Here is a 26,841-nt window from a genome sequence, read left to right as displayed (position 1 = left end):
ATTGAAAATTGAGGACTATCTATGCGATCAGAATACGATGCGGCCTGGGTTGAACGCGCTGCGCAAGCCTATTGGCGTAATAGCGATACATTTAAGACCGTCGAAGACGATCATCGACCGAAGTTTTATGCCTGCTCCATGTTGCCTTATCCATCGGGAAAGCTGCACATGGGACATGTACGCAACTATACGATCAACGACATGTTGGCGCGTCATTTGCGGATGAAAGGTTTCAATGTGTTGATGCCGATGGGTTGGGATGCCTTTGGATTGCCGGCGGAAAATGCGGCGATGAAGTCCGGCGTTTCACCCGCGCAGTGGACACAACTGAATATTGCCGACATGAAGTCGCAAATGCAGCCGCTGGGATTTGCCTTCGATTGGTCGCGGGAGGTATCCACTTGTGATCCGCAGTATTACAAGTGGAGCCAGTGGTTTTTCCTCCAGTTGCTGGAAAAGGGTGTTGTCTATAAAAAAACCCAAACCGTGAATTGGGACCCGGTCGATCGAACGGTTCTGGCCAACGAACAGGTGATCGACGGTCGGGGATGGCGTTCGGGGGCAGTCGTTGAAGAGCGCGAGATCCCTGGGTATTACCTACGCATTACTCAATATGCCGAGGAGTTGCTCGGCGCGATCGAAACGCTGGATGGCTGGCCGGACAGGGTGCGCGTCATGCAGCGCAACTGGATCGGCAGAACCGCGGGTGTGCGCCTGGCATTTTTCCACCAGATAAAAGACGTTGCCGGGCGACTGATCGAAGGAGGTGAGTTGTGGGTGTTCACGACGCGAGTCGACACGCTGATGGGGGTGACGTTCTGCGCCATCTCCCCCGAGCATGTCCTAGCTAAGCGAGCCCTGGAACTCAACCCCGATCTTGAACCATTGGTGACGGCGTGTCGGAACAAGGATTTTGACGAGGCGCTTGGCAAAATGGGTGTCCCTTGCGGCTTCAAGGTTGAGCATCCGTTGAGCGGGGAGCCTATCGAGTTATGGATAACCAACTATGTACTCGATAAATATGGTGAGGGTGCGCTGATGGGGGTGCCCGCCCACGATGAGCGTGATTTCGAATTCGCTCGGCAATATGATTTGCCCGTTCGCCAAGTCATTGCCCATGAAGGGGATGTTTACGATCCTCGTAACTGGTCCGATAGCTACGCTGGTTGTGAGGGCCGCCTGGTGAACTCAGGCATATACGATGGGCTATCCGTCGCTCAGGCGGCCCAGGCCATAACCACTGCACTGGTGGAATGTGGGAAAGGTGATCGACGGACTACTTGGCGCCTGCGCGATTGGGGAATCTCTCGACAGCGGTATTGGGGGACCCCCATTCCGATCATCCACTGCAAGCTATGTGGTGACGTTCCGGTGCCTTATTCGGACTTGCCGGTCGTACTTCCTGATGAATGCATCCCGGACGGCAGTGGGAACCCGCTACTTACCCATGACGGGTTTCGCCACGTAGCCTGTCCGTCTTGCTTGGCTCCTGCACTGCGTGAAACCGACACCATGGATACCTTCGTCGATTCAAGTTGGTATTTCATGCGCTATTGCGATCCAGACAATCACGCGTCCATGGTCGGGCCTGGCAGTCGCTATTGGATGCCGATCGATCAGTACATCGGCGGCATCGAACATGCTGTGCTGCACCTGCTCTATGCCCGGTTCTGGACCCGGGCGATGCGTGACGAAGGCTTGGTCGACTTCAGTGAGCCGTTCAAGAGTCTCTTCACCCAAGGAATGCTGCTCCGCGAAAGTTACTCCCGGAAAAAGGCCGACGGCAGCCGCCAATGGTTCTACCCCGCGCAAGTCGCTGTCGAATATGACCACAAGGGCCGCCCGATCAAGGCGATATCGCTGGAGGATGGTTTGCCAGTCGATATAGGCGGTGCGGAGAAAATGTCCAAATCCAAGAACAATGTTGTCGAGCCAAAGGAGATTATCGTCAAGTTCGGGGCCGACACTGCTCGATTGTTCACGATTTTTGCTGGTCCGCCTGACCAGGACACGGTATGGAGTGACAGCGGCGTGGAGGGCGCCTATCGCTTTTTGAGCCGGCTCTGGCGCTTCGCCCACGATTGCGGAACTCGGTTTGACGCGAGCGATCAGCTTGGGGAGTCTGCCGAGTCGAAACGTGTGCGGCATGAGGTTCATCGTCTGTTGCAGCAGATCAACAGGGACTTCGAGCGGCTGCAATACAACACCGTTGTCTCGGGCGCGATGAAAATCCTCAAGGTGCTCGAGGGTGCCAAGACCGCAAATCCGACAATTGTTCGTGAGGGTATGGCTATCCTATTGCAGGTTTTGTATCCGGTAACACCGCACGTTTCTCACGTTTTGTGGGAAGAGTTGGGTTATGCGGGCGTTATCCATGACAGTTCATGGCCAATGCCGGACGGGGACGCGCTGACGCAGGACGAAGTAAAGATGATCGTGCAAGTCAACGGAAAAGTGCGCGGCGAGATCATGATCGAATCCGATGCCGACCATGAGGCGATACGGCTACGGGTATCGTCCGATGCGCTATTACACAAGCGTCTGGAGGGGGCTGTCAGGATGGTTGTGGTGCCAAACCGCCTGGTGAATTTTATAGTCTGAGGTCCTGCAAGCTGTCAGTGCAGGAAATGGCGGATATCGGAATTGCGGGTGCCGCAATCTCCCAAACAATAGAAAAAAAGCCCCGAACCAGTCGGGGCTTCAAATCGTCGGCTTTGCGGTTAGTTTTTATTCGGTCCGCAAGTGCCGTTTGCTCGATGGATCAGTGGAACTGTTCTTCTTCGGTCGAGCCGGTCAGCGCGGTCACGGACGAGGTGCCGCCCTGGATCACGGTGGTCATGTCGTCGAAGTAGCCGGTGCCGACTTCCTGCTGGTGGGCCACAAAGGTGTAGCCTTTGGCGGCGTCAGCGAATTCCTGCTCTTGCAGCTTCACGTAGGCGGTCATGTCGTTGCGGGCGTAGTCGTGCGCCAGGTTGAACATGCTGTGCCACATGTTGTGGATGCCAGCCAGGGTGATGAACTGGTGCTTGTAGCCCATGGCGGACAGTTCGCGCTGGAACTTGGCGATGGTCGCGTCGTCCAGGTTCTTCTTCCAGTTGAAGGAAGGCGAGCAGTTGTACGACAGCAGTTGGTCCGGGTATTCCTTCTTGATCGCTTCGGCGAAGCGACGGGCTTCGTCCAGGTCCGGCTTGGCGGTTTCGCACCAGATCAGGTCGGCGTACGGGGCGTAGGCCAGGCCGCGGGCGATGGCCTGGTCGAGGCCAGCGCGTACTTTGTAAAAGCCTTCCTGGGTACGGGTGCCGGTGACGAACGGCTGGTCGTACGGGTCGCAATCCGAGGTCAGCAGGTCAGCGGCGTTGGCGTCGGTACGGGCCAGGATGATGGTCGGTACGCCTGCAACGTCGGCCGCCAGGCGAGCGGCGGTCAGCTTCTGTACGGCTTCCTGGGTAGGAACCAGTACCTTGCCGCCCATGTGGCCGCATTTCTTCACCGAGGCCAATTGGTCTTCGAAGTGAACGCCGGCGGCACCTGCCTCGATCATGCTCTTCATCAGTTCGTAGGCGTTCAGTACGCCGCCGAAACCGGCTTCGGCATCAGCCACGATAGGTGCGAAGTAGTCGATGTAGCCTTCGTCGCCCGGGTTCTTGCCGGCTTTCCACTGGATCTGGTCGGCGCGACGGAACGAGTTGTTGATGCGCTTGACCACGGTTGGAACCGAGTCCACTGGGTACAGCGACTGGTCAGGGTACATGGATTCGGCGGAGTTGTTGTCCGCGGCCACTTGCCAGCCCGACAGGTAGATCGCCTGGATACCGGCCTTGACTTGCTGCACAGCCTGGCCGCCAGTCAGGGCGCCCATGCAGTTGACGAAGTCTTTCTCGGGGCGGAAGGAAGGCTTGGCGCCCTGAGTGACCAGGTTCCACAGCTTCTCGGCGCCCATTTTCGCAAAGGTGTGTTCAGGTTGAACCGAACCACGCAGACGGACGACGTCAGCAGCGGAATAATTGCGCTTCACGCCTTTCCAGCGCGGGTTTTCAGCCCAGTCTTTTTCAAGGGCTGCAATTTGCTGTTCGCGTGTCAGTGCCATGGAGATAAACCTCGTCGCATAGGTCTGGAGTGGAAAATTCCTGCTCCTGCCGACCAGGGGTTGGCGTACAAGTCGGTTCAGGCGGGGAGGCGACGGGATGAACGATGGGCTCGAGGGGAAAGTGAGCAGGTAGAGGCGAACTGCGGGCGCATTCGGGCGTCGTGGGCCTTTATACGAACTCAGAGTGATGCCGGGTTACCTAGTTACGCTTCCGTCCCTCGGGACAACTTCGTTCCAGTCGCAACCTCGTCAAACACACCTTGTGGGCGGTACAGACACGAATCGGCTCGCAGGGTAGTTGCAAGCATCGACCCGAAGGCCCTTGCCAGGGCCCCTGATTAGCGGGAGCGAGGCCATCATGCCCTCGGTTTTTTGGCTCGTCAAACGTTTTGTAGTGCTTTTTTTCAAGCACTACATCTTTGGTCTAATACGACTCATCAGTCAGTTTTTGGTGCTTCAGTTCAGGGTGTCGACCTTCACCCGCAGAATCATGTCATCCCGGCCTTGGGTCGAGTAGCTGCGGGTCAGGCCTTGTTTGTCGGCTTGAGTCTGGCGGTTCACCCCAGCGAGGGTGATCCATTCGCCGAGGCGCCCGCTGACGGTTGTGTCGGTGCTTTGCACGTTCACTACATCTGGACGTTCCTGGCTCATGCGGTCACGGTTGGTGCTGATACTCAGGTGAACGGTCTCGCCAGTGACACTGGCGGTGACATAAAAACCTTGGGTGACGTTGCGGTATTCGGTCTGGCTTTGCATGCGACCGTAGCCGTCGGTCTGGTTGCTGGTGAATGGCACGCTCTGACCGACCTGGATGAGCGCCGGCTGGCCTTCGCTGGCCTGGATCTGCTGCACGCCGCCCTCACGGCTGGCGGTGCTGCGGTTGATGATGCGCGTCTGGCTGGGCGCGGCGCCGTTGATCGAGTAGCCCTGGTCACCTTGCAGGTTGTTCTCGTTGGTGTCGACAGTGATCAGCAAGCGCTTGGGAGCGGTGTCCAGTTGCGCCAGGAATTGCCGGAGTTCTTCGATCTTGCCCGGTTCGGCATTCACGATCAGTTGGTTGCCGTAGGCGCTGACCTGGCCATCCTTGCCGAGGAAATTCTGTGCCACCGGCAGTAGATCCGCGCTGGTGCGGTAGTTCAGCGGTACGATTTCGGTTGCGGCCATGACTGACAGGCTGCAGCCGAGCAGCAGGGTGGTCAGCAAGGTGCGTAGGGACATGTCCATTTCTCCGCGAGACAAAGGCTAGATATTGCCAGTTTGTCGGCCCCGGGTGGGGCAAGTTGAATGGTAGACGGCAAAACGCCCCGGCATCGGTGGATGGCGGGGCGTTTTGTGATGCTGATAATGTACTTGTGGCGAGGGGATTTATCCCCGCTGGGCTGCGAAGCAACCCCAATCAAGCTAATTTCGTCAACCTGACACACCGCAGTGACTGATTTGAGGGTTGCTGCGCAACCCAGCGGGGATAAATCCCCTCGCCACAGGGTATTGTGTTGCTGCTTCCAGCGGTTTCAGGCCGAGCGCCGCACCATGTCCACATGGGGAATGCCGGCCTCGAGGAATTCCTCGCTGACCACTGCAAACCCCAGTCGCTCGTAGAACGGCGTGGCATGGACCTGGGCGCTGAGCATCTGCTGTTGCAATCCGCGTCTCTCGGCCTCGGCGATCACTGCATGCATCAACGCATCGCCGACCTTCAGGCCGCGCCAGTCCTTGAGGACCGAGACGCGACCGATATGGCCGTCAGTCAGCAGCCGCGCGGTACCGATGGGGAAGTCGCCTTCGAAGGCCAGGAAATGCACGGCGTCCTGGTCATCCGAATCCCACTCCAACTCTGGGGGTACGGATTGCTCGGCAATGAACACCGTTTCACGAATGCGCCGGATCTCGGCGTTATCCTTTTGCCAGTCTGCGACACGAACGTGAATTTTATTCATCGGCGAACCCCAGGCTGCCTTGTTTGACCAATTCGTGGATAAGGCCGCGGCCTTCTTCATCGTCCAGCCATGGGCCGAGGTTTTCGATGTGCAGCGCGTCGGCGGCGCAGATCATCTTCAGCAGGTCCCGCAGCTTGCCCGGCAGATAACGGCTCTGGCCGCTGGCGAACAGTAGCAGGTCGTCGTCGACTTCCGACCAGGCCAGGCGCGCGCTCGGGTTGCGGATGATCACGGCACCCTGTTCCAGGCCAGCCAGCAGATCGTCTTCTTCCAGCTCCGGGCCTACCACCAGTTCCGGGTAGCGTGGCTCGGTCATGAACTGGCCGAACCAGGTCAGCAGCAAGCGCTCATCGCTCATGTGCTCGGCCAGAAGGCCCTTGAGGCGGTCCAGGGCGTCGTGCTGGATCTGGTGCGGGTCCGCGACGGGGCGTGCGTCGGCGTCGGTGTAACGCTCTTCGTCCGGCAGGAACTGGCTGAGGAAGTCGGTGAAGTGGGTGAGCACTTCGGCTGCGCTCGGGGCTCGGAAGCCGACCGAGTAGGTCATGCAGTCATCCACGGCGACACCGCAGTGGGCCAGGCGCGGTGGCAAGTAGAGCATGTCGCCGGGTTCCAGGGTCCACTCGTCGGTGGCCTCGAAATCGGCGAGGATGCGCAGGTCCGCATGGGGCAGCAGCGGGCTTTCGGAGTCGCACATCTGGCCGATCTTCCAGTTGCGCTTGCCATGGCCTTGCAACAGGAAAACGTCGTAGTTGTCGAAGTGCGGACCAACACCGCCACCCGGGGCGGCGAAGCTGATCATCACGTCGTCGATGCGCCAGCTCGGCAGGAAGCGGAAATGCTCCAGCAGCTCGCTGACTTCGGGGGCGAACTGGTCGACCGCCTGCACCAGCAGCGTCCACTCGCGCTCCGGCAGCTTGCTGAATTCATCTTCGGCGAACGGGCCGCGACGCAACTCCCAGGGACGCTCGCCGTGCTCGATCACCAGGCGCGATTCAACCTCTTCTTCCAGCGCAAGGCCGGCCAGTTCGTCGGCATCGATCGGGCTTTCGAAGTCAGGAATCGCCTGGCGGATCAGCAGGGGTTTCTTCTGCCAGTAATCGCGCAGGAACTCCCGTGCCGTGATGCCGCCCAGGAGTTGCAGTGGAATGTCAGGATTCATGTGTAACCTATTGAAAAAATATACTTTTCAGACGCGAATAAAAACGCCCGGCGCGGCCGGGCGTCTCAAAGGTAAAGCGATGTGTCAGATGCGCTTGGCTTGTGCCGCCGCGTTGCCGATGTAGCTGGCCGGGGTCAGCTTCTTCAGCTCGGCCTTGGCTTCGGCAGGCATGTCCAGGCCATCGATGAAAGTCTGCAGCGCTTCAGGGCTGATGCCCTTGCCACGGGTCAGCTCTTTGAGCTTCTCGTACGGGTTTTCGATGTTGTAGCGACGCATCACGGTCTGGATCGGCTCGGCCAGGACTTCCCAGCAGGCGTCCAGGTCGGCGGCGATCTTATGCTCGTTCAGTTCCAGCTTGCCGATGCCCTTGAGGCTGGCCTCGTAGGCGATGACGCTATGGGCAAACCCCACGCCCAGGTTGCGCAGCACGGTAGAGTCGGTCAGGTCGCGCTGCCAGCGGGAAATCGGCAGCTTGCTCGCCAAGTGCTGGAACAGCGCGTTGGCGATGCCCAGGTTGCCTTCGGAGTTTTCGAAATCGATCGGGTTGACCTTGTGCGGCATGGTCGAGGAACCGATCTCGCCGGCGATGGTGCGCTGCTTGAAGTAACCCAGGGAGATGTAGCCCCAGATATCGCGGTCGAAGTCGATCAGGATGGTGTTGAAGCGTGCGATCGCATCGAACAGCTCGGCGATGTAGTCGTGCGGTTCGATCTGGGTGGTGTACGGGTTGAAGCTCAGACCCAGTTCGTCTTCGATGAAGGCGCGGGCGTTGGCTTCCCAGTCGATGTCCGGGTAGGCCGAAAGGTGGGCGTTGTAGTTGCCCACGGCGCCGTTGATCTTGCCCAGCAGGGGCACGGCGGCCACCTGGGTGATCTGGCGCTCCAGGCGGTAGACGACGTTTGCCAACTCCTTGCCCAGGGTGGTCGGCGAAGCCGGTTGACCGTGGGTGCGCGACAGCATCGGCACGTCGGCGAAGCGGATCGCCAGCTCGCGAATGGCCTGGGCGATCTGGCGCATCAGAGGCAGCAGCACATCGTCACGGCCTTCGCGCAGCATCAGGGCGTGGGACAGGTTGTTGATGTCCTCGCTGGTGCAGGCGAAGTGGATGAACTCACTGACGTTGGCCAGTTCCGGCAGCTTGGCCGCCTGCTCCTTGAGCAGGTACTCGATGGCCTTGACGTCGTGGTTGGTGGTGCGCTCGATCTCTTTGACGCGCTCAGCGTGCTCCAGGGCGAAATTGTCGGCCAGAGCGTTCAGCACTGCGTTGGCTTCGGCGGAAAAGGCCGGAACTTCACCAATGCCAGGGTGGGCGGCCAGGCGCTGGAGCCAGCGCACTTCAACCAGGACACGGGCACGGATCAGGCCGTACTCGCTGAAAATAGGGCGCAGGGCCTGGGTTTTGCCGGCGTAGCGGCCGTCTACAGGGGAAACCGCAGTGAGCGAAGAGAGCTGCATGGGGTGTTCTCGGACAGTCGGGCAACGAAATGGGGCGCGTATCATACATGAAAATCAGCGCCGGTCCGTCGCCAACTGACCGGCGTGTTACGCGTAAAGAGGTACAAAAGCAGGTCGAGGCGACTTATTCGTTGCGCATCAACGGGTAAAGCTCTTTCAATAATTTGCGTCGGCTGATCACCAGTTGCCAACGATGGCCGCCCAGCTGCCGCCACAGCCGTGCCGAGCGGATCCCGGCGAGCAGCAGGGCGCGGATCTTCGAGGCGTTGCTCGGTTGCTGCAGGTTGCGCATGTCGCCATGCACCTGGATGCGCTGGCGCAGCGTGCTCAAGGTGTCCTGGTACAGCGCGCCGCATGCGGCGATCACGTTTTCGTGGGACGGGCCGAAATGCTCGACCTGGGATTGGATCTGCGGCAAACGATTGCCGATGGTTTCCAGCAGGTCGTCACGCTTGGCCAACTGGCGCTCCAGGCCCAGCATCGACAGGGCGTAGCGCAGCGGTTCGCGTTGCAGGGCGCTGGGATCGCGCTCCAGGGCGCCGATCAAGGCGCGGTAGCCTTCGCGCAGGTTCAAGTCGTCGCCACCGTAGACCTCCAGGGTGTCCTTGGGGTCGCGTACCAGCAGGCTGCCGAGCATGCAGCCCAGGCCGGCCTCGGTGGCCTGGCCGGTCTTGGCGATCCGGTCCACCAGCACGGCGGCCAGGAAGACGCCGCCCAGCGCCGTCAGTTGTTCCTGGATTGGCGTCATGCCTTGCTGCTCCATGGCTCGGCGACTTCGATCACGCCGCCGCCCAGGCAGATTTCGCCGTCGTAGAACACCACCGACTGGCCGGGCGTGACCGCGCGCTGCGGGTCATCGAAGGTGGCGCGGTAGCCTGTCTCGGTTTTTTCCAAGGTGCAGGCCTGGTCGCTCTGGCGATAGCGAACCTTGGCCGTCAGGCGGCGCGGTTCGCTGAGGTCGATCGGGTTGACCCAATAGATGTCCGAGGCGAGCAGGGCGCCGGAGAACAGCCACGGGTGGTCGTTACCCTGGCCAACGATCAGCTCGTTGTGCTCCAGGTCCTTGACCAGCACGTACCACGGCTCTTCGCCGGCGTCCTTCAACCCGCCGATGCCCAGGCCTTGGCGCTGGCCGATGGTGTGGTACATCAGGCCATGGTGGCGGCCGATGACCTCGCCTTCGGTCGTCTTGATCTCGCCCGGCTGCGCCGGCAGGTATTGCTTGAGGAAGTCGCTGAAACGGCGCTCGCCAATGAAGCAGATCCCGGTGGAGTCCTTTTTCTTGGCGGTGGCGAGTTGGTGCTTCTCGGCGATCGCGCGTACTTCGGGCTTTTCCAGCTCGCCAACCGGGAACAAGGTCTTGGCGATCTGCTCGCCGCCAACGGCATGCAGGAAGTAGCTCTGGTCCTTGTTCGGATCCAGGCCCTTGAGCAGTTCGGTACGGCCGTCGATGTCGCGGCGGCGCACGTAGTGGCCAGTAGCGATCAGGTCGGCGCCGAGCATCATGGCGTAGTCGAGGAACGCCTTGAACTTGATTTCGCGGTTGCAGAGGATGTCCGGGTTCGGTGTGCGACCGGCCTTGTATTCGGCCAGGAAATGCTCGAACACGTTGTCCCAGTACTCGGCGGCGAAATTCGCGGTGTGCAGCTTGATGCCTATCTTGTCGCACACGGCCTGGGCGTCCGCCAGGTCGTCCATGGCGGTGCAGTATTCGGTTCCGTCGTCTTCTTCCCAGTTCTTCATGAACAGGCCTTCCACCTCATAACCCTGCTCGATCAGCAGAAGGGCGGAAACGGAAGAGTCCACGCCACCGGACATGCCGACGATGACGCGTTGCTTTGGGGTGTTCGAAGAGGCTGGATCACGCATAGGAATTCAATGAGTGTCTTGAAAAAGGACGCGATTCTATCAGGCCCGGGCGCGCAAGGCTAAAGAGAAGGGCGGATAAGCTCCAGGCTATGGCGATGGCCGGCCAGGTAATCGTCGATGCAACGGATGATGAGCTCGCTGCGCCAGCGGTCGCGCTGCTCGAGCAGTTCGTCGCGGGTCAGCCATTTGGCGCCTAGGATGCCATCGTCCAGTTGATACTCGGGGTGGAGTTTCAGGGCCTTGGCGGCGAAGCAGACCCGCTGGTAGGTCACGCCGTTGCTGGGGGCGGTGTACAGATAGATGCCTGTTACGCTGGTGGGCTCTACGTCCCAGCCGGTTTCTTCCAGGGTTTCGCGCACGGCGGCCTCGATCAGTGTTTCGTTCGGATCCAGGTGGCCGGCGGGCTGGTTGAGCACGGCGCGCCCGCCCTTGGATTCCTCGACCATCAAGAAGCGGCCGTTGTCTTCAACAATGGTGGCGACGGTGATGTGGGGGTTCCAGTCCATGGGGAGTCCTCGATTTCAGGTTGGAATGCCGGCCTCTGTGGGAGCGAGCTTGCTCGCGATAGCGGTGGGTCAGTCAATATCAATGTCGAATGCTACATCGCAATCGCGAGCAAGCTCGCTCCCACAGGGGAATATATTGTCAAGGGGAAATAGGGTATGCCAGAAACACAAACCCCGGCACAAGGCCGGGGTTTGTGGTGCTTGCTTACAACCTTACACCAGCGCAGCAATCGCCGCGTTGAAGGTGGCGCTTGGGCGCATGGCCTTGCTGGTCAGCTCGGGGTTGGCGAAGTAGTAGCCGCCGATGTCCACGGGCTTGCCTTGCACGGCATTGAGTTCGGCAACGATTTTTTCTTCGTTGTCGGTCAAGGTCTTCGCCAGGGTGGTGAATTGCGCCTTGAGGGCTGCGTCGTCATCCTGAGCGGCCAGTGCCTGGGCCCAGAACAGGGTCAGGTAGAAGTGGCTGCCGCGGTTGTCGATGCCGCCGACCTTGCGCGAAGGCGACTTGTTGCGGTCCAGGAACTCACCAGTCGCCTGGTCGAGGGTCTTGGCCAGCACCAGCGCCTTGGGGTTGTTGTAGGTCGCGCCCAGGTGTTCCAGGGATGCGGCCAGGGCGAGGAACTCGCCCAGGGAATCCCAGCGCAGGAAGTTTTCTTCCAGCAGTTGCTGCACGTGCTTGGGTGCCGAGCCGCCGGCGCCGGTTTCGAACAGGCCACCGCCGTTCATCAGCGGCACGATCGACAGCATCTTGGCGCTGGTGCCCAGTTCCATGATCGGGAACAGGTCAGTCAGGTAGTCGCGCAGTACGTTGCCGGTCACCGAAATGGTGTCCTTGCCTTCGCGGGTGCGAGCCAGGGTGAACTTCATCGCGTCGACAGGCGACATGATGCGGATGTCCAGACCGCTGGTGTCGTGGTCCTTCAGGTACGCCTGGACCTTCTCGATCATCACGCCGTCGTGGGCGCGCATCGGGTCGAGCCAGAAGATCGCCGGGGTGGCGCTGGCGCGGGCACGGTTGACGGCCAGCTTGACCCAATCCTGGATCGGCGCGTCCTTGGTCTGGCACATGCGGAAGATATCGCCAGCCTCGACGGTCTGCTCCAGCAGGGTTTGACCGTTGTTGTCCGAAACACGAACCACACCGTCAGCCTTGATCTGGAAGGTCTTGTCGTGGGAGCCATACTCTTCGGCTTTCTTGGCCATCAGGCCAACGTTCGGCACGCTGCCCATGGTGGTTGGGTCGAAGGCGCCGTGTTGCTTGCAATCTTCGATCACCGCTTGGTAGATGGTGGCGTAGCAGCGATCCGGGATCACAGCCTTGGTGTCGTGCAGTTGGCCGTCGGTGCCCCACATCTTGCCGGAGTCACGGATCATGGCCGGCATCGAGGCGTCGACGATGACGTCGCTCGGCACGTGCAGGTTGGTGATGCCCTTGTCGGAGTTGACCATCGCCAGCGCCGGACGAACGGCGTAGACCGCCTGGATGTCGGCTTCGATCTGGGCTTGCTGCTCGGCCGGCAGGGCCTTGATGCGCGCGTACAGGTCGCCGATGCCGTTGTTCAGGTTGAAGCCGATCTGCTCCAGCACCTCGGCGTGCTTGGCCAGCGCGTCCTTATAGTACTCGGCGACGATCTGACCGAACATGATCGGGTCGGAGACCTTCATCATGGTCGCCTTCAGATGGACCGACAGCAGGACGCCTTTTTGCTTGGCGTCTTCGATTTCAGCGGCGATGAAGTTGCGCAGGGCGTTTTTGCTCATCACGGCGCAATCGAGGATCTCACCGGCTTGTACGGTGGTTTTTTCCTTGAGGACGGTGGCAGTGCCGTCCTTGGCGATCAGCTCGATCTTCACGGTGCCTGCGGCGTCGATCAGGGCGGCTTTTTCGCTGCCATAGAAATCGCCGGCGCTCATGTGAGCGACGTGGGACTTGGAGTCGGCAGCCCAGGCGCCCATTTTATGCGGGTGCTTGCGAGCATAATTCTTGACCGACAGCGGCGCGCGGCGGTCGGAGTTGCCTTCGCGCAGGACCGGGTTCACGGCGCTGCCCTTGACCTTGTCGTAACGGGCGCGAGCATCTTTCTCGGCGTCGGTGGTCACGGTTTCCGGGTAGTCCGGCAGTGCGTAGCCCTGGGCCTGCAATTCCTTGATCGCGGCCTGCAGTTGCGGCACCGAGGCGCTGATGTTCGGCAGCTTGATGATGTTGGCTTCAGGCGTGACGGCCAGGTCGCCCAATTCGGCGAGGTGGTCGGCTACGGCTTTGTCACCCAGTTGCTCGGGGAAGCTGGCCAGGATGCGTCCTGCGAGGGAGATATCGCGGGTCTCCACGGCGATATCGGCCGAAGCGGTGAAGGCTTCGACGATCGGCAGCAGCGAATAGGTGGCGAGGGCAGGCGCTTCGTCGGTGAAGGTATAGATGATCTTCGAGCGGGTGGGCATATTCGGATTAACTCTCTTCTTTGCTAAAGCATGCGCAGAAACTCGAGGGGCGCCGGGTAAGCGCGTTCGTTCGAAGTCATCCGTGAGCCGAATGTCGAGGTTTCTTCGCGGTGATGTTGGGTGCATCAGTCGAGCGTCAAGCGGTCGGGCCGCGGTAACGGTCCGGCTTTAAAGTGGCGGAAAGTCTCGTGATAGAGCCGTCAGCCGTCGTGACCCTGTGGTCAGCGGCGGCATTATACATAGGTAGCTGGCGATCTGCCGACGGTTCATAGACTTCCGTACACGTCCATTGGTCTAAACGTCGCAGGCCGGGGAGTTGGACTATGCTCGAATTTGGCGCTTTTCCCTTGGTTTTCAGGCTTGTACGCGGCGAACTTGATTAAATTGCCGGGGATGGGCCGAACGTAGGGTTTGCGTGCCGATACAACTGGGGTACGCTCGAACGCAGCCAGATGTTCAATCCAAGCAATGGAGTTCAGCATGGGGTATCAAAAGATTCAGGTTCCGGCCGTCGGTGACAAAATCACCGTCAATGCAGACCATTCTCTTAATGTTCCCGACAATCCGATCATCCCTTTCATTGAAGGCGACGGCATTGGCGTTGATATCAGTCCGGTCATGATCAAGGTGGTGGACGCTGCGGTCGAAAAGGCCTACGGCGGCAAGCGCAAGATTTCCTGGATGGAAGTTTATGCGGGCGAAAAAGCGACCCAGGTCTACGACCAGGACACCTGGCTACCCCAGGAAACCCTGGACGCGGTCAAGGATTACGTGGTTTCCATCAAGGGCCCGCTGACCACGCCGGTCGGTGGCGGTATCCGCTCGCTGAACGTTGCATTGCGCCAGCAGCTTGACCTGTATGTCTGCCTTCGCCCGGTGCGCTGGTTTGAAGGCGTCCCGAGTCCGGTCAAAAAACCGGGCGATGTGGACATGACCATCTTCCGCGAGAACTCCGAGGACATCTACGCCGGTATCGAGTGGAAGGCCGGTTCGGCCGAAGCAACCAAGGTGATCAAGTTCCTCAAAGAGGAAATGGGCGTCACCAAGATCCGTTTCGACGAAGATTGCGGCATCGGCGTCAAGCCGGTCTCCAAGCAGGGCACCAAGCGCCTGGCACGCAAGGCCTTGCAATATGTCGTCGACAATGACCGCGATTCGCTGACTATCGTGCACAAAGGCAACATCATGAAGTTCACCGAAGGTGCCTTCAAGGAATGGGCCTACGAGGTGGCGGCCGAAGAGTTCGGCGCGACCCTGCTCGACGGCGGCCCATGGATGCAGTTCAAGAATCCGAAGACCGGCAAGAATGTCGTGGTCAAGGACGCCATCGCCGACGCCATGCTCCAGCAGATCCTGCTGCGCCCGGCCGAATACGACGTGATCGCGACCCTGAACCTCAACGGCGACTACCTCTCCGATGCCCTGGCGGCTGAAGTGGGCGGTATCGGTATCGCGCCGGGCGCCAACCTGTCCGACACCGTGGCAATGTTCGAGGCCACCCACGGCACCGCGCCTAAATATGCGGGCAAGGACCAGGTGAACCCGGGGTCGTTGATCCTCTCGGCGGAAATGATGCTGCGCCACATGGGGTGGACCGAGGCGGCCGACCTGATCATCAAGGGCACCAACGGCGCGATTTCGGCCAAGACCGTGACCTATGACTTCGAACGCCTGATGGACGGTGCCAAGCTGGTGTCGTCTTCCGGTTTCGGCGATGCGCTGATTTCCCATATGTAAGCGAAGCCTGAACACAAAAATGCCCGGTTCGAGTGATCGAAACCGGGCATTTTTTATGGGTTGGGGCCGGGCTCTAGTGGTCTTCGGTTACCCGCGGCTTGAGGCGGACCTTGATCGGTGCTGGCTTTACGCTGGCCTCGGTGCTGTTGGGGTCGACGTCCACGGCAACCGGGCAAATCTCAACGGCATGTGTACCCTTTGGCCCTTGTATCATGCAGAACGTCACCGGCTGACCTGCCTTCAGGGTTTTATAACCTTCCATCTGGATCACAGAGTAGTGAGCGAAGAGGTCTTCGTCCTTCCCGTCTTGGATAATAAAACCATAGCCCTTGGCGTTGTTGAACCACTTGACCTTTCCCTTGACTCGCATACTGGTGGTACCTGACATACCATTTTCCCTCTGCAACACACCCCTGCAACGGAGTATCATCCTGATCATCCGCTGTCGATCAAATAAGAAATCGGATTGACTTTGCGGACCTTTTTAACCCACGGTGGGCTCTATTGGTTGTAACACCGATTCACCGTTAGTCAAGGTGATCGGGCGGTAGCGGTTGAAATCGCTCGCAAGCGGCCCCATCACTGTATTTGCCAACTAAACGAACCTTTCTTTCCATGCATGCAATCAGCCAGATTCGACTAACATTCAATCAGGATCGCCCGGATCAACATGATGACGATTCAGCGGGCATTGCTGTTCAGGAATCAAAGCCCGCTTTACAGGCTCCACCGATGTACAAGGTGGTTTTGTTCAACGATGACTACACACCGATGGATTTCGTCGTCGAAGTGCTCGAGGTGTTTTTTAACCTGAATCGCGAGCTGGCGACCAAGGTCATGCTGGCCGTTCATACAGAGGGACGGGCAGTATGTGGTGTGTTTACCCGCGACATTGCGGAGACCAAGGCCATGCAGGTCAACCAGTACGCCCGGGAAAGCCAGCATCCGCTACTCTGTGAAATCGAGAAGGACGGTTAACGCCGACCACTTGGGTATGAGGTGAAGCCATGTTAAACCGCGAGCTCGAAGTCACCCTCAATCTTGCCTTCAAGGAGGCTCGTTCGAAGCGTCATGAATTCATGACCGTCGAGCACCTGCTGTTGGCCCTATTGGATAACGAGGCTGCCGCCACCGTTTTGCGTGCCTGCGGCGCAAACCTCGACAAACTCAAGCATGACCTGCAGGAGTTCATCGACTCCACCACGCCACTGATCCCCGTCCACGACGAGGATCGCGAAACCCAGCCAACCCTGGGATTCCAGCGTGTGCTGCAGCGTGCTGTCTTTCATGTGCAGAGCTCGGGCAAGCGCGAAGTCACCGGCGCCAACGTGCTGGTTGCCATTTTCAGCGAGCAGGAAAGCCAAGCGGTGTTCCTGCTCAAGCAACAGAGCGTTGCGCGTATCGATGTCGTCAACTACATCGCCCATGGCATCTCGAAAGTGCCGGGGCATGGCGATCATTCCGAAGGTGAGCAGGACATGCAGGATGACGAGGGCGGCGAGTCTTCTTCATCAGGCAATCCGCTGGACGCGTATGCCAGCAATCTGAACGAACTGGCTCGCCAGGGCCGTATCGACCCGCTGGTCGGGCGCGAGGCGGAAGTCGAGCGCGTTGCGCAGATCCTGGCCCGGCGCCGCAAGAACAACCCATTGCTTGTAGGCGAAGCGGGCGTGGGCAAGACCGCGATCGCCGAAGGCCTGGCCAAGCGCATCGTCGATAACCAGGTGCCAGACCTGCTGGCCAACAGCGTGGTGTATTCCCTTGATCTGGGTGCCTTGCTGGCCGGTACCAAATACCGGGGTGACTTCGAGAAGCGCTTCAAGGCGTTGCTCGGCGAACTGAAAAAACGTCCGCAGGCGATCCTATTCATCGACGAAATCCACACCATTATCGGTGCCGGGGCGGCGTCGGGCGGGGTCATGGATGCGTCCAACCTGCTCAAGCCGCTGCTGTCATCGGGCGATATCCGTTGCATCGGCTCGACCACGTTCCAGGAATTCCGTGGGATTTTCGAGAAGGACCGTGCATTGGCCCGGCGTTTCCAGAAGGTCGACGTGTCGGAACCTTCGGTGGAAGACACCATCGGTATCCTGCGTGGCCTGAAAGGGCGTTTCGAGTTGCACCACAGCATCGAATACAGTGACGAGGCATTGCGCGCTGCCGCCGAACTGGCGTCGCGCTACATCAACGATCGGCACATGCCGGACAAGGCCATCGATGTCATCGACGAGGCGGGCGCCTACCAGCGGCTGCAACCGGTGGAGAATCGAGTCAAGCGCATCGACGTGCCGCAAGTCGAGGACATCGTCGCGAAAATCGCGCGGATTCCGCCAAAACACGTCACCAGCTCCGACAAGGAATTGCTGCGTAACCTGGAGCGTGACCTGAAGCTCACGGTGTTCGGCCAGGATGCGGCCATCGACTCGCTGTCGACCGCGATCAAACTGTCCCGCGCGGGGCTCAAGTCGCCGGACAAGCCGGTCGGTTCATTCCTGTTCGCCGGGCCTACCGGTGTCGGCAAGACCGAGGCGGCGCGGCAGTTGGCCAAGGCGCTGGGGATCGAGTTGGTGCGCTTCGACATGTCCGAGTACATGGAGCGTCATACCGTATCGCGTCTGATCGGTGCGCCTCCAGGCTATGTCGGTTTCGACCAGGGTGGTCTCTTGACCGAGGCAATCACCAAGCAGCCTCACTGCGTGCTGTTGCTCGATGAGATCGAGAAGGCGCATCCGGAAGTCTTCAACCTGCTGCTGCAGGTCATGGACCACGGTACGCTGACCGATAACAACGGGCGCAAGGCGGATTTCCGCAACGTGATCATCATCATGACCACGAACGCCGGTGCCGAAACCGCCGCGCGCGCTTCGATCGGTTTCACCCATCAGGACCACTCGTCCGATGCGATGGAAGTGATCAAGAAGAGCTTCACGCCTGAATTCCGCAACCGCCTGGACACCATTATCCAGTTTGGTCGCCTCAGTCATGAGGTCATCAAAAGCGTGGTGGACAAGTTCCTTACCGAACTCCAGGCGCAGCTTGAAGACAAGCGTGTGCTGTTGGAGGTCACCGATGCGGCGCGCAGCTGGCTGGCGGAAGGTGGTTACGATGTGACGATGGGCGCAAGGCCGATGGCTCGCTTGATTCAGGACAAGATCAAGCGTCCGCTGGCCGAGGAGATCCTGTTTGGCGAACTGGCCGAGCATGGCGGTGTGGTTCACATCGACATCAAGGACGGCGAGCTGACCTTCGACTTCGAAACCACGGCCGAGATGGCTTGATCGTTAGCTGCAGCAAAATAAAAAGGCGCCGAAAGGCGCCTTTTTGCTGTCCAGCCCAAATCCTTGTGGGAGCTAGCTTGCTCGCGATGGCAGAGGATCGGTCAACATCAATACCGACTGTGACGACGCTATCGCGAGCAGGCTCGCTCCCACAGGATCTGTGTGATGTGGATGGTTGGAGCAAATCCCAGGCAAACAAAAACGCCCGACATGAGTCGGGCGTTTTGTATTGACTTGTTAGCGAGCGCGGTAAGTAATGCGCCCTTTGCTCAAGTCATAGGGCGTCAGCTCGACGCGCACTTTGTCACCGGTAAGAATACGAATGTAGTTCTTGCGCATCTTGCCGGAGATATGCGCGGTTACGACGTGCCCATTTTCCAACTCCACACGAAACATGGTGTTGGGCAGGGTGTCGACGACAGTGCCTTCCATTTCGAAGCTGTCTTCTTTCGACATGCAGTAAAGCCCTCGGTATCCAGTGAATGGCCCGGTGCAACTGCGCCAGGCAAAAGCGGCGTGCATTGTGCCCGAAAAAGGGGGGGCAAGCCAAGGGGTTCTTAGAAGTAACTCAATGAATGCGGCGCATGGATAAGGCGCAAACTACGAGCGGCCCCTAGTTCAGGACAACCCACCGCTGGTTGATCAACAATTCAATGGGCCGATATTGGGTCTTGTAGTTCATTTTTTTGCAGTTCTTGATCCAGTAGCCCAGGTACACCGCTTCCAGGCCCAGGCGCCGGCATTCGTTGATCTGCCAAAGGATCGCGAACCGTCCCAGGCTGCGCTTTTCCTCGTTGGGCTCATAAAAGGTGTAGACCGCCGACAGGCCGTTGGGCAGCAGGTCGGTGACGGCGATGGCCACCAGCCGCCCGTCGAGGCGGAACTCATAGAAGCGCGAGAACGGCAGGTCGCGCACCAGGAAGGTCGAGAATTGGTCCCGGCTGGGCGGGTACATGTCGCCATCGGCGTGGCGCTGTTCGATGTAGCGCTGGTACAGGTCGAAATATTCTTCGCTGAACTGCGGTTTGGCCGGGCGCACCTGCAAATCGGCGTTGCGCTTGAAAATACGCTTCTGCTGCCGGTTCGGGGTAAAGCGGGCCACGGGAATGCGCGCCGGCACGCACGCATTGCAATGCTGGCAATGGGGCCGGTAGAGGTGATCGCCGCTGCGACGAAACCCCATCTCCGACAGGTCTGCATAGACATGCACATCCATGGGCTGGCTGGGATCGAGGAACAGGGTCGTGGCCTGCTCCTCTGGCAGGTAGCTGCAAGAGTGAGGTTGAGTGGCATAAAACTTCAAGCGCGCCAACTCGGTCATGATCAACCCTCGGGATAAACTTCAATTCAAGTGTAAGCCAGGAGCGCGAATATCGCTCAGCAAACCCAGGTGGCATGGTTGGGTTGGTCCAGATGGGCCTTCAAGTAAGCCGCGAACTCGGTTCGCGGAATCGGCCGCGCGCCCAGGCTATGCAAATGCTCGGTGGGCATCTGGCAGTCGATCAGGACGAAACCCGCCTCCTTGAGGTGTTGGACCAGGGTTGCGAAGCCGAATTTCGACGCATTGTCGGCGCGACTGAACATGGACTCGCCAAAAAACAACTGACCCATTGCCAAGCCATACAGGCCGCCGACCAGCGTGCCTTGATCCCAGACTTCCACGGAATGGGCGAAGCCGCGTCGGTGCAGTTCCAGATAGGCGGTCTGCATGGCGTCGGTGATCCAGGTGCCATCAGCATAATCCCGGGGCGCGGCGCAGGCCTGGATGACCCCGGCGAAATCCCGGTCGAACGTCACTTCATAGCGCTGCTTGCGCAACAGCTTGCCCAGGCTGCGCGATACATGCAGCTCGTCGGGAAACAGCACCGTGCGCGGGTCCGGCGACCACCACAGGATCGGCTGGCCTTCGGAGAACCATGGAAAGCAGCCGTGGCGATAGGCCTGGATCAAGCGGTCGGCGGACAGGTCCCCGCCGGCGGCGAGCAGGCCGTTGGGGTCGCGCATGGCTTTTTCCAGTGGCGGAAAATCGAAAGTGTTGCGTTGTAACCAAGTCAGCATCGTTGTCCGGGCTTGCAGAAGGGGAGGGCGGGGCTCCAGATCAGCCAGAGCCCGCCTAGAGGTTAACCGTCAAACGGCCGGGATGTCATCGAGATACTTCTCTGCGTCCAGGGCGGCCATGCAGCCGGCGCCGGCCGAAGTAATGGCCTGGCGATAGACATGATCGGCCACATCGCCAGCGGCAAACACGCCTTCGATGTCGGTGGCCGTGGCATTGCCGTCGCTGCCGCCGCGCACGATCAGGTAACCATCGCGCATCGTCAGTTGGCCCTGGAACAGGTCGGTATTGGGTTTGTGCCCGATGGCGATGAAGACGCCGGCCAGCGACAACGTGCTGGTTTCACCGGTCTCGCTGTGCCGCAGGCGCGCGCCGGTCACGCCGCTGGCATCGCCCAGGACCTCGTCCAGGTTCTGGTTCCAGTGCAAACGGATATTGCCATTGGCGGCTTTCTCGAAGAGTTTGTCTTGCAAGATCTTTTCGGAGCGCAACTTGTCCCGCCGGTGAATCAAATGCACCTCCTTGGCGATATTCGACAGGTACAGGGCTTCTTCCACGGCGGTGTTGCCGCCACCGACCACCGCCACCACCTGGTTTCGGTAGAAAAAACCATCGCAGGTCGCGCAGGCTGAAACACCTTTGCCAGCGAAGGTTTCCTCCGACGGCAGGCCGAGGTACTGGGCTGAGGCGCCGGTGGCGATGATCAGTGCGTCGCAGGTGTAGGTGCCGCTGTCACCGATCAATTCGAACGGACGTTGTTGCAACTTGGCGGTGTGAATATGGTCGTAGACGATCTGCGTGTCGAAGCGCTCGGCGTGCCGTTGCATGCGCTCCATCAGCACGGGGCCGGTCAGGCCTTCGACGTCGCCGGGCCAGTTATCGACTTCGACCGTGGTGGTGAGCTGGCCACCGGCCTGTATGCCGGTGATGACAACGGGTTTGAGGTTGGCACGGGCCGCATAGACAGCAGCGCTGTACCCTGCAGGGCCGGAACCGAGAATAATCAGGCGTGAATGCTTCGCTTCGCTCATAAAAACACCTCATAAGCCTTTGTCACAAAAGAGAATGCATGCTCAAATTGGCGCCCAAGACCCCCTGATCATGGCTATGCTGTCGCCAAGCGCGCGGGCAATGCCTTGGGCATGACAAACCCGTACAATGCTTGGGTTTTGAACGCAGGATGAGCAAAAGATCAAATCTTCAGCGACTCCTGTGGTTTTCCGGACGCATGCCACAGTGGTAAAAGTAGTACCGGTTGAGCACATTCACTTTTTTTACCTGCTCGTCATGGGCAGTTTTTCATAGTCATTCAACAGATGGACGCGCCTTGGGCGCAGGAAAAGAAGCGTTTTGAAGAAATCCACCGCAGCACCCAAGACAGTCGTTCCGCTCTGGCGCCAACAATTGCACTACCGGCTCAAGGAAGGTGCGTTGATCGCCATCGGTGCCTTGTGCCTGTTCCTGATGATGGCCTTGCTGACCTACGGCAAGGACGATCCGGGCTGGAGCCACAACAGCAAGATCGAAGACGTGCAGAATTTCGGCGGTCCGGCCGGTTCCTACAGCGCCGACATCCTGTTCATGGTGCTGGGCTATTTCGCCTATATCTTCCCGCTGCTGCTGGCGATCAAGACGTACCAGATATTCCGCCAGCGCCATGAGCCCTGGCAGTGGAGCGGCTGGCTGTTCTCCTGGCGCCTGATCGGCCTGGTCTTCCTGGTGCTGTCGGGAGCCGCGCTGGCCCATATTCATTTCCACGCCCCCACTGGCCTGCCCGCAGGGGCGGGTGGCGCACTGGGTGAAAGCCTCGGCGACCTGGCCCGCAATGCCCTGAACATCCAGGGCAGCACGCTGCTGTTCATCGCCTTGTTCCTGTTTGGCCTGACGGTATTCACCGACCTGTCGTGGTTCAAGGTGATGGACGTCACCGGCAAGATCACCCTTGACCTCATTGAATTGATCCAGGGCGCGCTGAACCGTTGGTGGGCGGCGCGCAACGAACGCAAGCAACTGGTGGCGCAACTGCGTGAAGTCGACGACCGCGTCCATGACGTTGTGGCGCCGACGGTGACTGACAAACGCGAGCAGGCCAAGGTCAAGGAGCGCCTGATCGAACGCGAGCAGGCCCTGAGCAAGCACATGTCCGAGCGCGAAAAGCAGGTGCCGCCGGTCATCACCATGGCCCCGGCCAAGCCGCCGGAGCAAAGCAAGCGCGTGCAGAAAGAGAAACAGGCACCGCTGTTCGTCGACAGCGCGGTGGAAGGCACCTTGCCGCCGATCTCGATCCTCGACCCGGCCGAGAAGAAACAGCTCAACTATTCCCCCGAGTCCTTGGCGGCCGTCGGGCATTTGCTCGAAATCAAGCTCAAGGAGTTCGGTGTGGAGGTCTCGGTGGATTCGATCCACCCGGGCCCGGTCATCACCCGTTACGAAATCCAGCCGGCCGCTGGCGTGAAGGTCAGCCGTATCGCCAACCTGGCGAAGGACCTGGCGCGCTCCCTGGCCGTGACCAGCGTGCGGGTGGTGGAGGTGATTCCCGGCAAGACCACCGTGGGCATCGAGATTCCCAACGAAGACCGGCAGATTGTGCGCTTCTCCGAAGTACTGTCGACGCCGGAATATGACAACCACAAGTCGCCGGTCACCTTGGCCTTGGGTCACGACATCGGCGGCAAGCCGGTCATCACCGACCTGGCGAAAATGCCCCACCTGCTGGTGGCCGGTACCACCGGCTCCGGTAAGTCGGTGGGCGTGAACGCGATGATCCTTTCGATCCTGTTCAAGTCCGGCCCGGAAGACGCCAAGCTGATCATGATCGACCCGAAGATGCTCGAATTGTCGATCTACGAAGGCATCCCGCACCTGCTGTGCCCGGTGGTCACCGACATGAAGGACGCGGCCAACGCCTTGCGCTGGAGCGTTGCCGAGATGGAGCGCCGCTACAAGCTGATGGCGAAGATGGGCGTGCGCAACCTGTCGGGCTTCAACGCCAAGGTCAAGGAAGCCGAGGAAGCCGGTACACCGCTGAGCGACCCGCTGTATCACCGCGAAAGCATCCACGACGAAGCGCCGCTGCTGCATAAGCTGCCGACCATCGTCGTGGTGGTGGACGAATTCGCCGACATGATGATGATCGTCGGCAAGAAGGTCGAAGAACTGATCGCCCGTATCGCCCAGAAGGCCCGTGCGGCCGGTATCCACCTGATCCTCGCTACGCAGCGACCATCGGTGGACGTGATCACCGGCCTGATCAAGGCCAACATCCCGACCCGCATGGCGTTCCAGGTGTCGAGCAAGATCGACTCGCGGACCATCATCGACCAGGGCGGCGCCGAGCAATTGCTGGGTCACGGTGACATGCTCTACATGCCGCCCGGCACCAGCCTGCCGATCCGTGTCCACGGCGCGTTCGTCTCCGACGATGAAGTACACCGCGTGGTGGAAGCCTGGAAATTGCGCGGCGCGCCTGAATACAACGACGACATCCTCAACGGTGTCGAAGAAGCAGGCAGCGGTTTTGAAGGCAGCAGCGGTGGAGGCGGTGATGATGACGCAGAGACCGACGCGCTTTATGACGAAGCGGTGCAGTTCGTGCTCGAAAGCCGCCGTGCCTCGATTTCCGCCGTGCAGCGCAAGCTGAAGATCGGCTACAACCGTGCCGCTCGCATGATCGAGGCCATGGAAATGGCTGGGGTCGTGACGGCCATGAACACCAACGGTTCGCGCGAAGTGCTCGCGCCTGGCCCGATGCGCGACTGATTACCCGGGCGACGTGACGATGCGTCGCTCGAACCCCCACGAATTCATGAGGACTCCCATGCGCCTGATTCGCATGTTGCTGTTGCCCGTACTGGCCTTGTCTACTTTTTCGGCCCACGCCGGCGAAAAGGACGTGGCCCGCCTGACCCAGTTGCTGGGCGGCTCCCAGACCCTGACTGCGCGTTTTTCCCAGTTGACCCTCGACGGCAGTGGCACCCAGCTGCAGGAAACCGCCGGTGAAATGGCCCTTCAACGTCCTGGCCTGTTCTATTGGCACACCGATGCTCCCGCCGAACAACTGATGGTTTCCGACGGCAAGAAAGTCTCGCTTTGGGACCCTGACCTGGAGCAGGTGACCATCAAGACTCTTGACCAGCGCCTGACCCAGACGCCAGCGTTGCTGCTGTCCGGTGACATCTCGGAGATCAGCCAGAGCTTCGACATTACCTCCAAGGAAGCCGGCGGGGTGATCGACTTCACCCTCAAGCCCAAGACCAAGGACAGCCTGTTCGACAGCCTGCGCCTGTCGTTCCGCAACGGCCTTGTCAACGACATGCAGCTGATCGACAGCGTTGGCCAGCGCACCAACATCCTGTTCACCGGGGTCAAGGCCAATACGCCGATCGCCGCGTCCAAGTTCAAGTTCGACATCCCCAAGGGTGCGGATGTGATCCAGGAATAACCCAATGGCCCCTGTGGGAGCGAGCCTGCTCGCGATGGCGGCGGATCAGTTGGAATTGGTGTGACTGACCCACCGCAATCGCGAGCAGGCTCGCTCCCACAATGGATTGTGGTGTTCAATCAACTAACCGATCGGCAACAGGACCCTGCGGAGGTTTTGTAGTAATCATGGACCTGTTTCGAAGCGCCCCGATTGCCCAGCCATTGGCCGCCCGCTTGCGCGCGACCAACCTGGATGAGTATGTCGGTCAGGAACACGTGCTCGCTCGCGGTAAGCCTCTGCGCGAAGCCCTGGAGCAGGGTGCCTTGCACTCGATGATTTTCTGGGGGCCGCCGGGCGTGGGCAAGACCACCCTGGCGCGGCTGCTGGCGGAGGTTTCTGACGCGCATTTCGAAACGGTCTCGGCGGTGCTGGCCGGGGTCAAGGAGATCCGCCAGGCCGTGGAAATCGCCAAGCAACAGGCCGGCCAGTACGGCAAGCGCACCATCCTGTTCGTCGACGAAGTACACCGGTTCAACAAATCCCAGCAGGACGCTTTCCTGCCCTATGTGGAAGACGGCACGCTGATATTCATCGGCGCCACCACCGAAAATCCTTCGTTCGAACTCAACAACGCCTTGCTGTCGCGGGCGCGGGTCTATGTGCTCAAGAGCCTCGATGAAACCGCGATGCGCAAGCTGGTGCATCGCGCGCTGACCGAAGAGCGGGGCTTGGGCAAGCGCCAGCTCAGCCTCAGCGATGAAGGTTTCCAGATACTCTTCAGCGCCGCCGACGGCGATGGTCGACGGCTGCTCAACCTGCTGGAAAACGCCTCGGACCTAGCCGAAGACAACAGCGAGATCGGCGTCGAGCTGCTGCAAAGCCTGCTGGGCGATACCCGCCGACGTTTCGACAAGGGCGGCGAGGCGTTCTACGACCAGATCTCGGCGCTGCACAAGTCCATCCGCGGTTCCAACCCCGATGCCGCGTTGTATTGGTTTGCGCGGATGATCGACGGTGGTTGCGATCCGCTGTACCTGGCTCGGCGGGTGGTGCGCATGGCCAGCGAGGACATCGGCAACGCCGACCCTCGGGCCCTGAGCCTGTGCCTGGCGGCCTGGGACGTGCAGGAGCGCCTCGGCAGCCCGGAGGGCGAGCTCGCCGTGGCCCAGGCCATCACTTACCTGGCCTGCGCACCGAAGAGCAACGCCGTGTACATAGGCTTCAAGGCCGCGATGCGCAGCGCCACCGAACACGGCTCCCTCGAAGTACCGCTGCACCTGCGCAACGCACCGACCAAGCTCATGAAACAGTTAGGTTATGGCGATGAATACCGCTATGCCCACGATGAGCCCGACGCTTATGCCGCCGGCGAAGACTATTTTCCCGAAGAACTCGAACCCCAGCGCTTCTACCAGCCCGTACCTCGAGGCCTTGAGTTGAAGATTGGCGAAAAGCTCAACCATTTGGCCCAGCTGGACCGATTGAGTCCACGACAGCGGAGAAAACCGTGATCCCCTTGATTCTCGCAGTCTCCGCTGGGGGCGTTGCCGGTACGTTGTTGCGTTTCGCCACGGGTAACTGGATCAGCGCAAATTGGCCGCGGCACTTCTATACCGCGACGCTGGCCGTTAATATCGTGGGCTGTCTGCTGATCGGCGTTCTTTACGGCCTGTTTTTGATTCGTCCCGAGGTGCCCATCGAGGTGCGCGCGGGGTTGATGGTCGGCTTTCTTGGCGGCCTGACGACTTTTTCATCTTTTTCACTGGATACGGTGCGCCTGCTGGAAAGCGGGCAGGTGCCGCTGGCCCTGGGCTATGCGGCCATCAGCGTGTTCGGCGGGCTGCTCGCCACCTGGGCCGGCCTGTCCTTGACCAAACTTTGATAACGAGAGACCG

The 26,841-nt window shown here is 59.9% G+C and carries 22 protein-coding genes; 8 read left to right on the top strand and 14 right to left on the bottom strand.

Annotated elements, in window-relative coordinates; all coding sequences use genetic code 11:
• Positions 1-21: 21 nt before the first annotated feature.
• Positions 22-2,601 (top strand): leucine--tRNA ligase, encoded by a 2,580-nt coding sequence (gene leuS / locus J3P92_RS15610; protein WP_434648127.1) that lies wholly within the window; start codon positions 22-24, stop codon positions 2,599-2,601.
• A 160-nt stretch (positions 2,602-2,761) separates the two neighbouring features.
• On the opposite strand, the gene aceA is transcribed toward leuS, so the two are convergent.
• The 9 genes from aceA to J3P92_RS15565 all read right to left on the bottom strand — a co-directional run bounded on the left by aceA (position 2,762) and on the right by J3P92_RS15565 (position 13,452).
• Positions 2,762-4,087, bottom strand: a complete 1,326-nt coding sequence (aceA, locus tag J3P92_RS15605) for an isocitrate lyase (RefSeq protein WP_018925513.1) — start codon at positions 4,085-4,087, stop codon at positions 2,762-2,764.
• Positions 4,088-4,543: 456 nt separating this feature from the next.
• Complete coding sequence (locus J3P92_RS15600; RefSeq protein ID WP_434559591.1) at positions 4,544-5,305, bottom strand: secretin N-terminal domain-containing protein; 762 nt, start codon at positions 5,303-5,305, stop codon at positions 4,544-4,546.
• 293 nt (positions 5,306-5,598) lie between these two features.
• The gene (locus J3P92_RS15595) at positions 5,599-6,024 is read right to left on the bottom strand and encodes a GNAT family N-acetyltransferase (protein ID WP_420765869.1); all 426 of its coding nucleotides are present in this window, start codon (positions 6,022-6,024) and stop codon (positions 5,599-5,601) included.
• Positions 6,017-7,183 (bottom strand): JmjC domain-containing protein, encoded by a 1,167-nt coding sequence (locus J3P92_RS15590; protein ID WP_434648125.1) that lies wholly within the window; start codon positions 7,181-7,183, stop codon positions 6,017-6,019. Before J3P92_RS15590 ends, J3P92_RS15595 begins: the two co-directional genes overlap by 8 nt.
• An 84-nt stretch (positions 7,184-7,267) precedes the next feature.
• Positions 7,268-8,638, bottom strand: a complete 1,371-nt coding sequence (purB, locus tag J3P92_RS15585) for an adenylosuccinate lyase (RefSeq protein ID WP_434606550.1) — start codon at positions 8,636-8,638, stop codon at positions 7,268-7,270.
• Between the two features lie 124 nt (positions 8,639-8,762).
• Positions 8,763-9,386 (bottom strand): high frequency lysogenization protein HflD, encoded by a 624-nt coding sequence (hflD, locus tag J3P92_RS15580; RefSeq protein ID WP_039592880.1) that lies wholly within the window; start codon positions 9,384-9,386, stop codon positions 8,763-8,765.
• The gene (mnmA, locus tag J3P92_RS15575; RefSeq protein ID WP_434606547.1) at positions 9,383-10,507 is read right to left on the bottom strand and encodes a tRNA 2-thiouridine(34) synthase MnmA; all 1,125 of its coding nucleotides are present in this window, start codon (positions 10,505-10,507) and stop codon (positions 9,383-9,385) included. Before mnmA ends, hflD begins: the two co-directional genes overlap by 4 nt.
• 59 nt (positions 10,508-10,566) lie before the next feature.
• Positions 10,567-11,013 carry an NUDIX hydrolase gene (locus tag J3P92_RS15570; protein WP_434606544.1) on the bottom strand — a complete coding sequence of 149 codons (447 nt, stop codon included), beginning with the start codon at positions 11,011-11,013 and terminating at the stop codon, positions 10,567-10,569.
• 213 nt (positions 11,014-11,226) lie between these two features.
• The gene (locus J3P92_RS15565) at positions 11,227-13,452 is read right to left on the bottom strand and encodes an NADP-dependent isocitrate dehydrogenase (protein ID WP_434648122.1); all 2,226 of its coding nucleotides are present in this window, start codon (positions 13,450-13,452) and stop codon (positions 11,227-11,229) included.
• Between the two features lie 480 nt (positions 13,453-13,932).
• Here J3P92_RS15565 and icd point away from each other — a divergent pair, with 480 nt between their 5' ends.
• A complete protein-coding gene (gene icd / locus J3P92_RS15560; RefSeq protein WP_030141334.1) occupies positions 13,933-15,189 on the top strand; it encodes an NADP-dependent isocitrate dehydrogenase in 1,257 nt (418 codons plus the stop codon).
• 73 nt (positions 15,190-15,262) lie between these two features.
• Here icd and cspD read toward each other — a convergent pair whose 3' ends face one another.
• Positions 15,263-15,577: a cold shock domain-containing protein CspD gene (cspD, locus tag J3P92_RS15555; RefSeq protein WP_434559587.1), complete on the bottom strand. Its 315-nt coding sequence runs from the start codon at positions 15,575-15,577 to the stop codon at positions 15,263-15,265.
• A 227-nt stretch (positions 15,578-15,804) separates the two neighbouring features.
• Between cspD and clpS the strand changes: the two genes are divergently transcribed.
• Positions 15,805-16,167 carry an ATP-dependent Clp protease adapter ClpS gene (gene clpS, locus J3P92_RS15550; protein WP_030141336.1) on the top strand — a complete coding sequence of 121 codons (363 nt, stop codon included), beginning with the start codon at positions 15,805-15,807 and terminating at the stop codon, positions 16,165-16,167.
• 29 nt (positions 16,168-16,196) lie between these two features.
• Positions 16,197-18,467 (top strand): ATP-dependent Clp protease ATP-binding subunit ClpA, encoded by a 2,271-nt coding sequence (clpA, locus tag J3P92_RS15545; RefSeq protein ID WP_305495539.1) that lies wholly within the window; start codon positions 16,197-16,199, stop codon positions 18,465-18,467.
• Between the two features lie 237 nt (positions 18,468-18,704).
• Here the strand turns inward: clpA and infA are convergent, their stop codons facing one another.
• The 4 genes from infA to trxB all read right to left on the bottom strand — a co-directional run bounded on the left by infA (position 18,705) and on the right by trxB (position 21,554).
• Positions 18,705-18,923, bottom strand: a complete 219-nt coding sequence (infA, locus tag J3P92_RS15540) for a translation initiation factor IF-1 (protein WP_002553999.1) — start codon at positions 18,921-18,923, stop codon at positions 18,705-18,707.
• Between the two features lie 157 nt (positions 18,924-19,080).
• The gene (locus J3P92_RS15535; protein WP_420765876.1) at positions 19,081-19,788 is read right to left on the bottom strand and encodes an arginyltransferase; all 708 of its coding nucleotides are present in this window, start codon (positions 19,786-19,788) and stop codon (positions 19,081-19,083) included.
• 56 nt (positions 19,789-19,844) lie between these two features.
• Positions 19,845-20,525 (bottom strand): leucyl/phenylalanyl-tRNA--protein transferase, encoded by a 681-nt coding sequence (gene aat, locus J3P92_RS15530; protein ID WP_420765877.1) that lies wholly within the window; start codon positions 20,523-20,525, stop codon positions 19,845-19,847.
• Positions 20,526-20,594: 69 nt separating this feature from the next.
• Positions 20,595-21,554: a thioredoxin-disulfide reductase gene (trxB, locus tag J3P92_RS15525; protein ID WP_434559583.1), complete on the bottom strand. Its 960-nt coding sequence runs from the start codon at positions 21,552-21,554 to the stop codon at positions 20,595-20,597.
• A gap of 319 nt (positions 21,555-21,873) precedes the next feature.
• On the opposite strand from trxB, the gene J3P92_RS15520 reads away from it, so the two are divergent.
• From J3P92_RS15520 to crcB, 4 genes are all read left to right on the top strand, one after another.
• Complete coding sequence (locus tag J3P92_RS15520) at positions 21,874-24,282, top strand: DNA translocase FtsK (protein ID WP_420765879.1); 2,409 nt, start codon at positions 21,874-21,876, stop codon at positions 24,280-24,282.
• Positions 24,283-24,340: 58 nt separating this feature from the next.
• On the top strand, positions 24,341-24,964 hold the full coding sequence (lolA, locus tag J3P92_RS15515) for an outer membrane lipoprotein chaperone LolA (protein ID WP_420765880.1): 624 nt from the start codon (positions 24,341-24,343) through the stop codon (positions 24,962-24,964).
• A gap of 167 nt (positions 24,965-25,131) precedes the next feature.
• Positions 25,132-26,457 (top strand): replication-associated recombination protein A, encoded by a 1,326-nt coding sequence (locus J3P92_RS15510; RefSeq protein ID WP_420765881.1) that lies wholly within the window; start codon positions 25,132-25,134, stop codon positions 26,455-26,457.
• Positions 26,454-26,828, top strand: coding sequence for a fluoride efflux transporter CrcB (crcB, locus tag J3P92_RS15505; protein ID WP_207961507.1), 375 nt, complete (start codon positions 26,454-26,456; stop codon positions 26,826-26,828). Before J3P92_RS15510 ends, crcB begins: the two co-directional genes overlap by 4 nt.
• Positions 26,829-26,841: the final 13 nt, after the last annotated feature.

Source organism: Pseudomonas sp. D3-27 (assembly GCF_051132165.1).
In the GTDB taxonomy this organism is placed as follows: domain Bacteria; phylum Pseudomonadota; class Gammaproteobacteria; order Pseudomonadales; family Pseudomonadaceae; genus Aquipseudomonas.
This window is presented reverse-complemented; position numbering and strand designations above follow the sequence as displayed.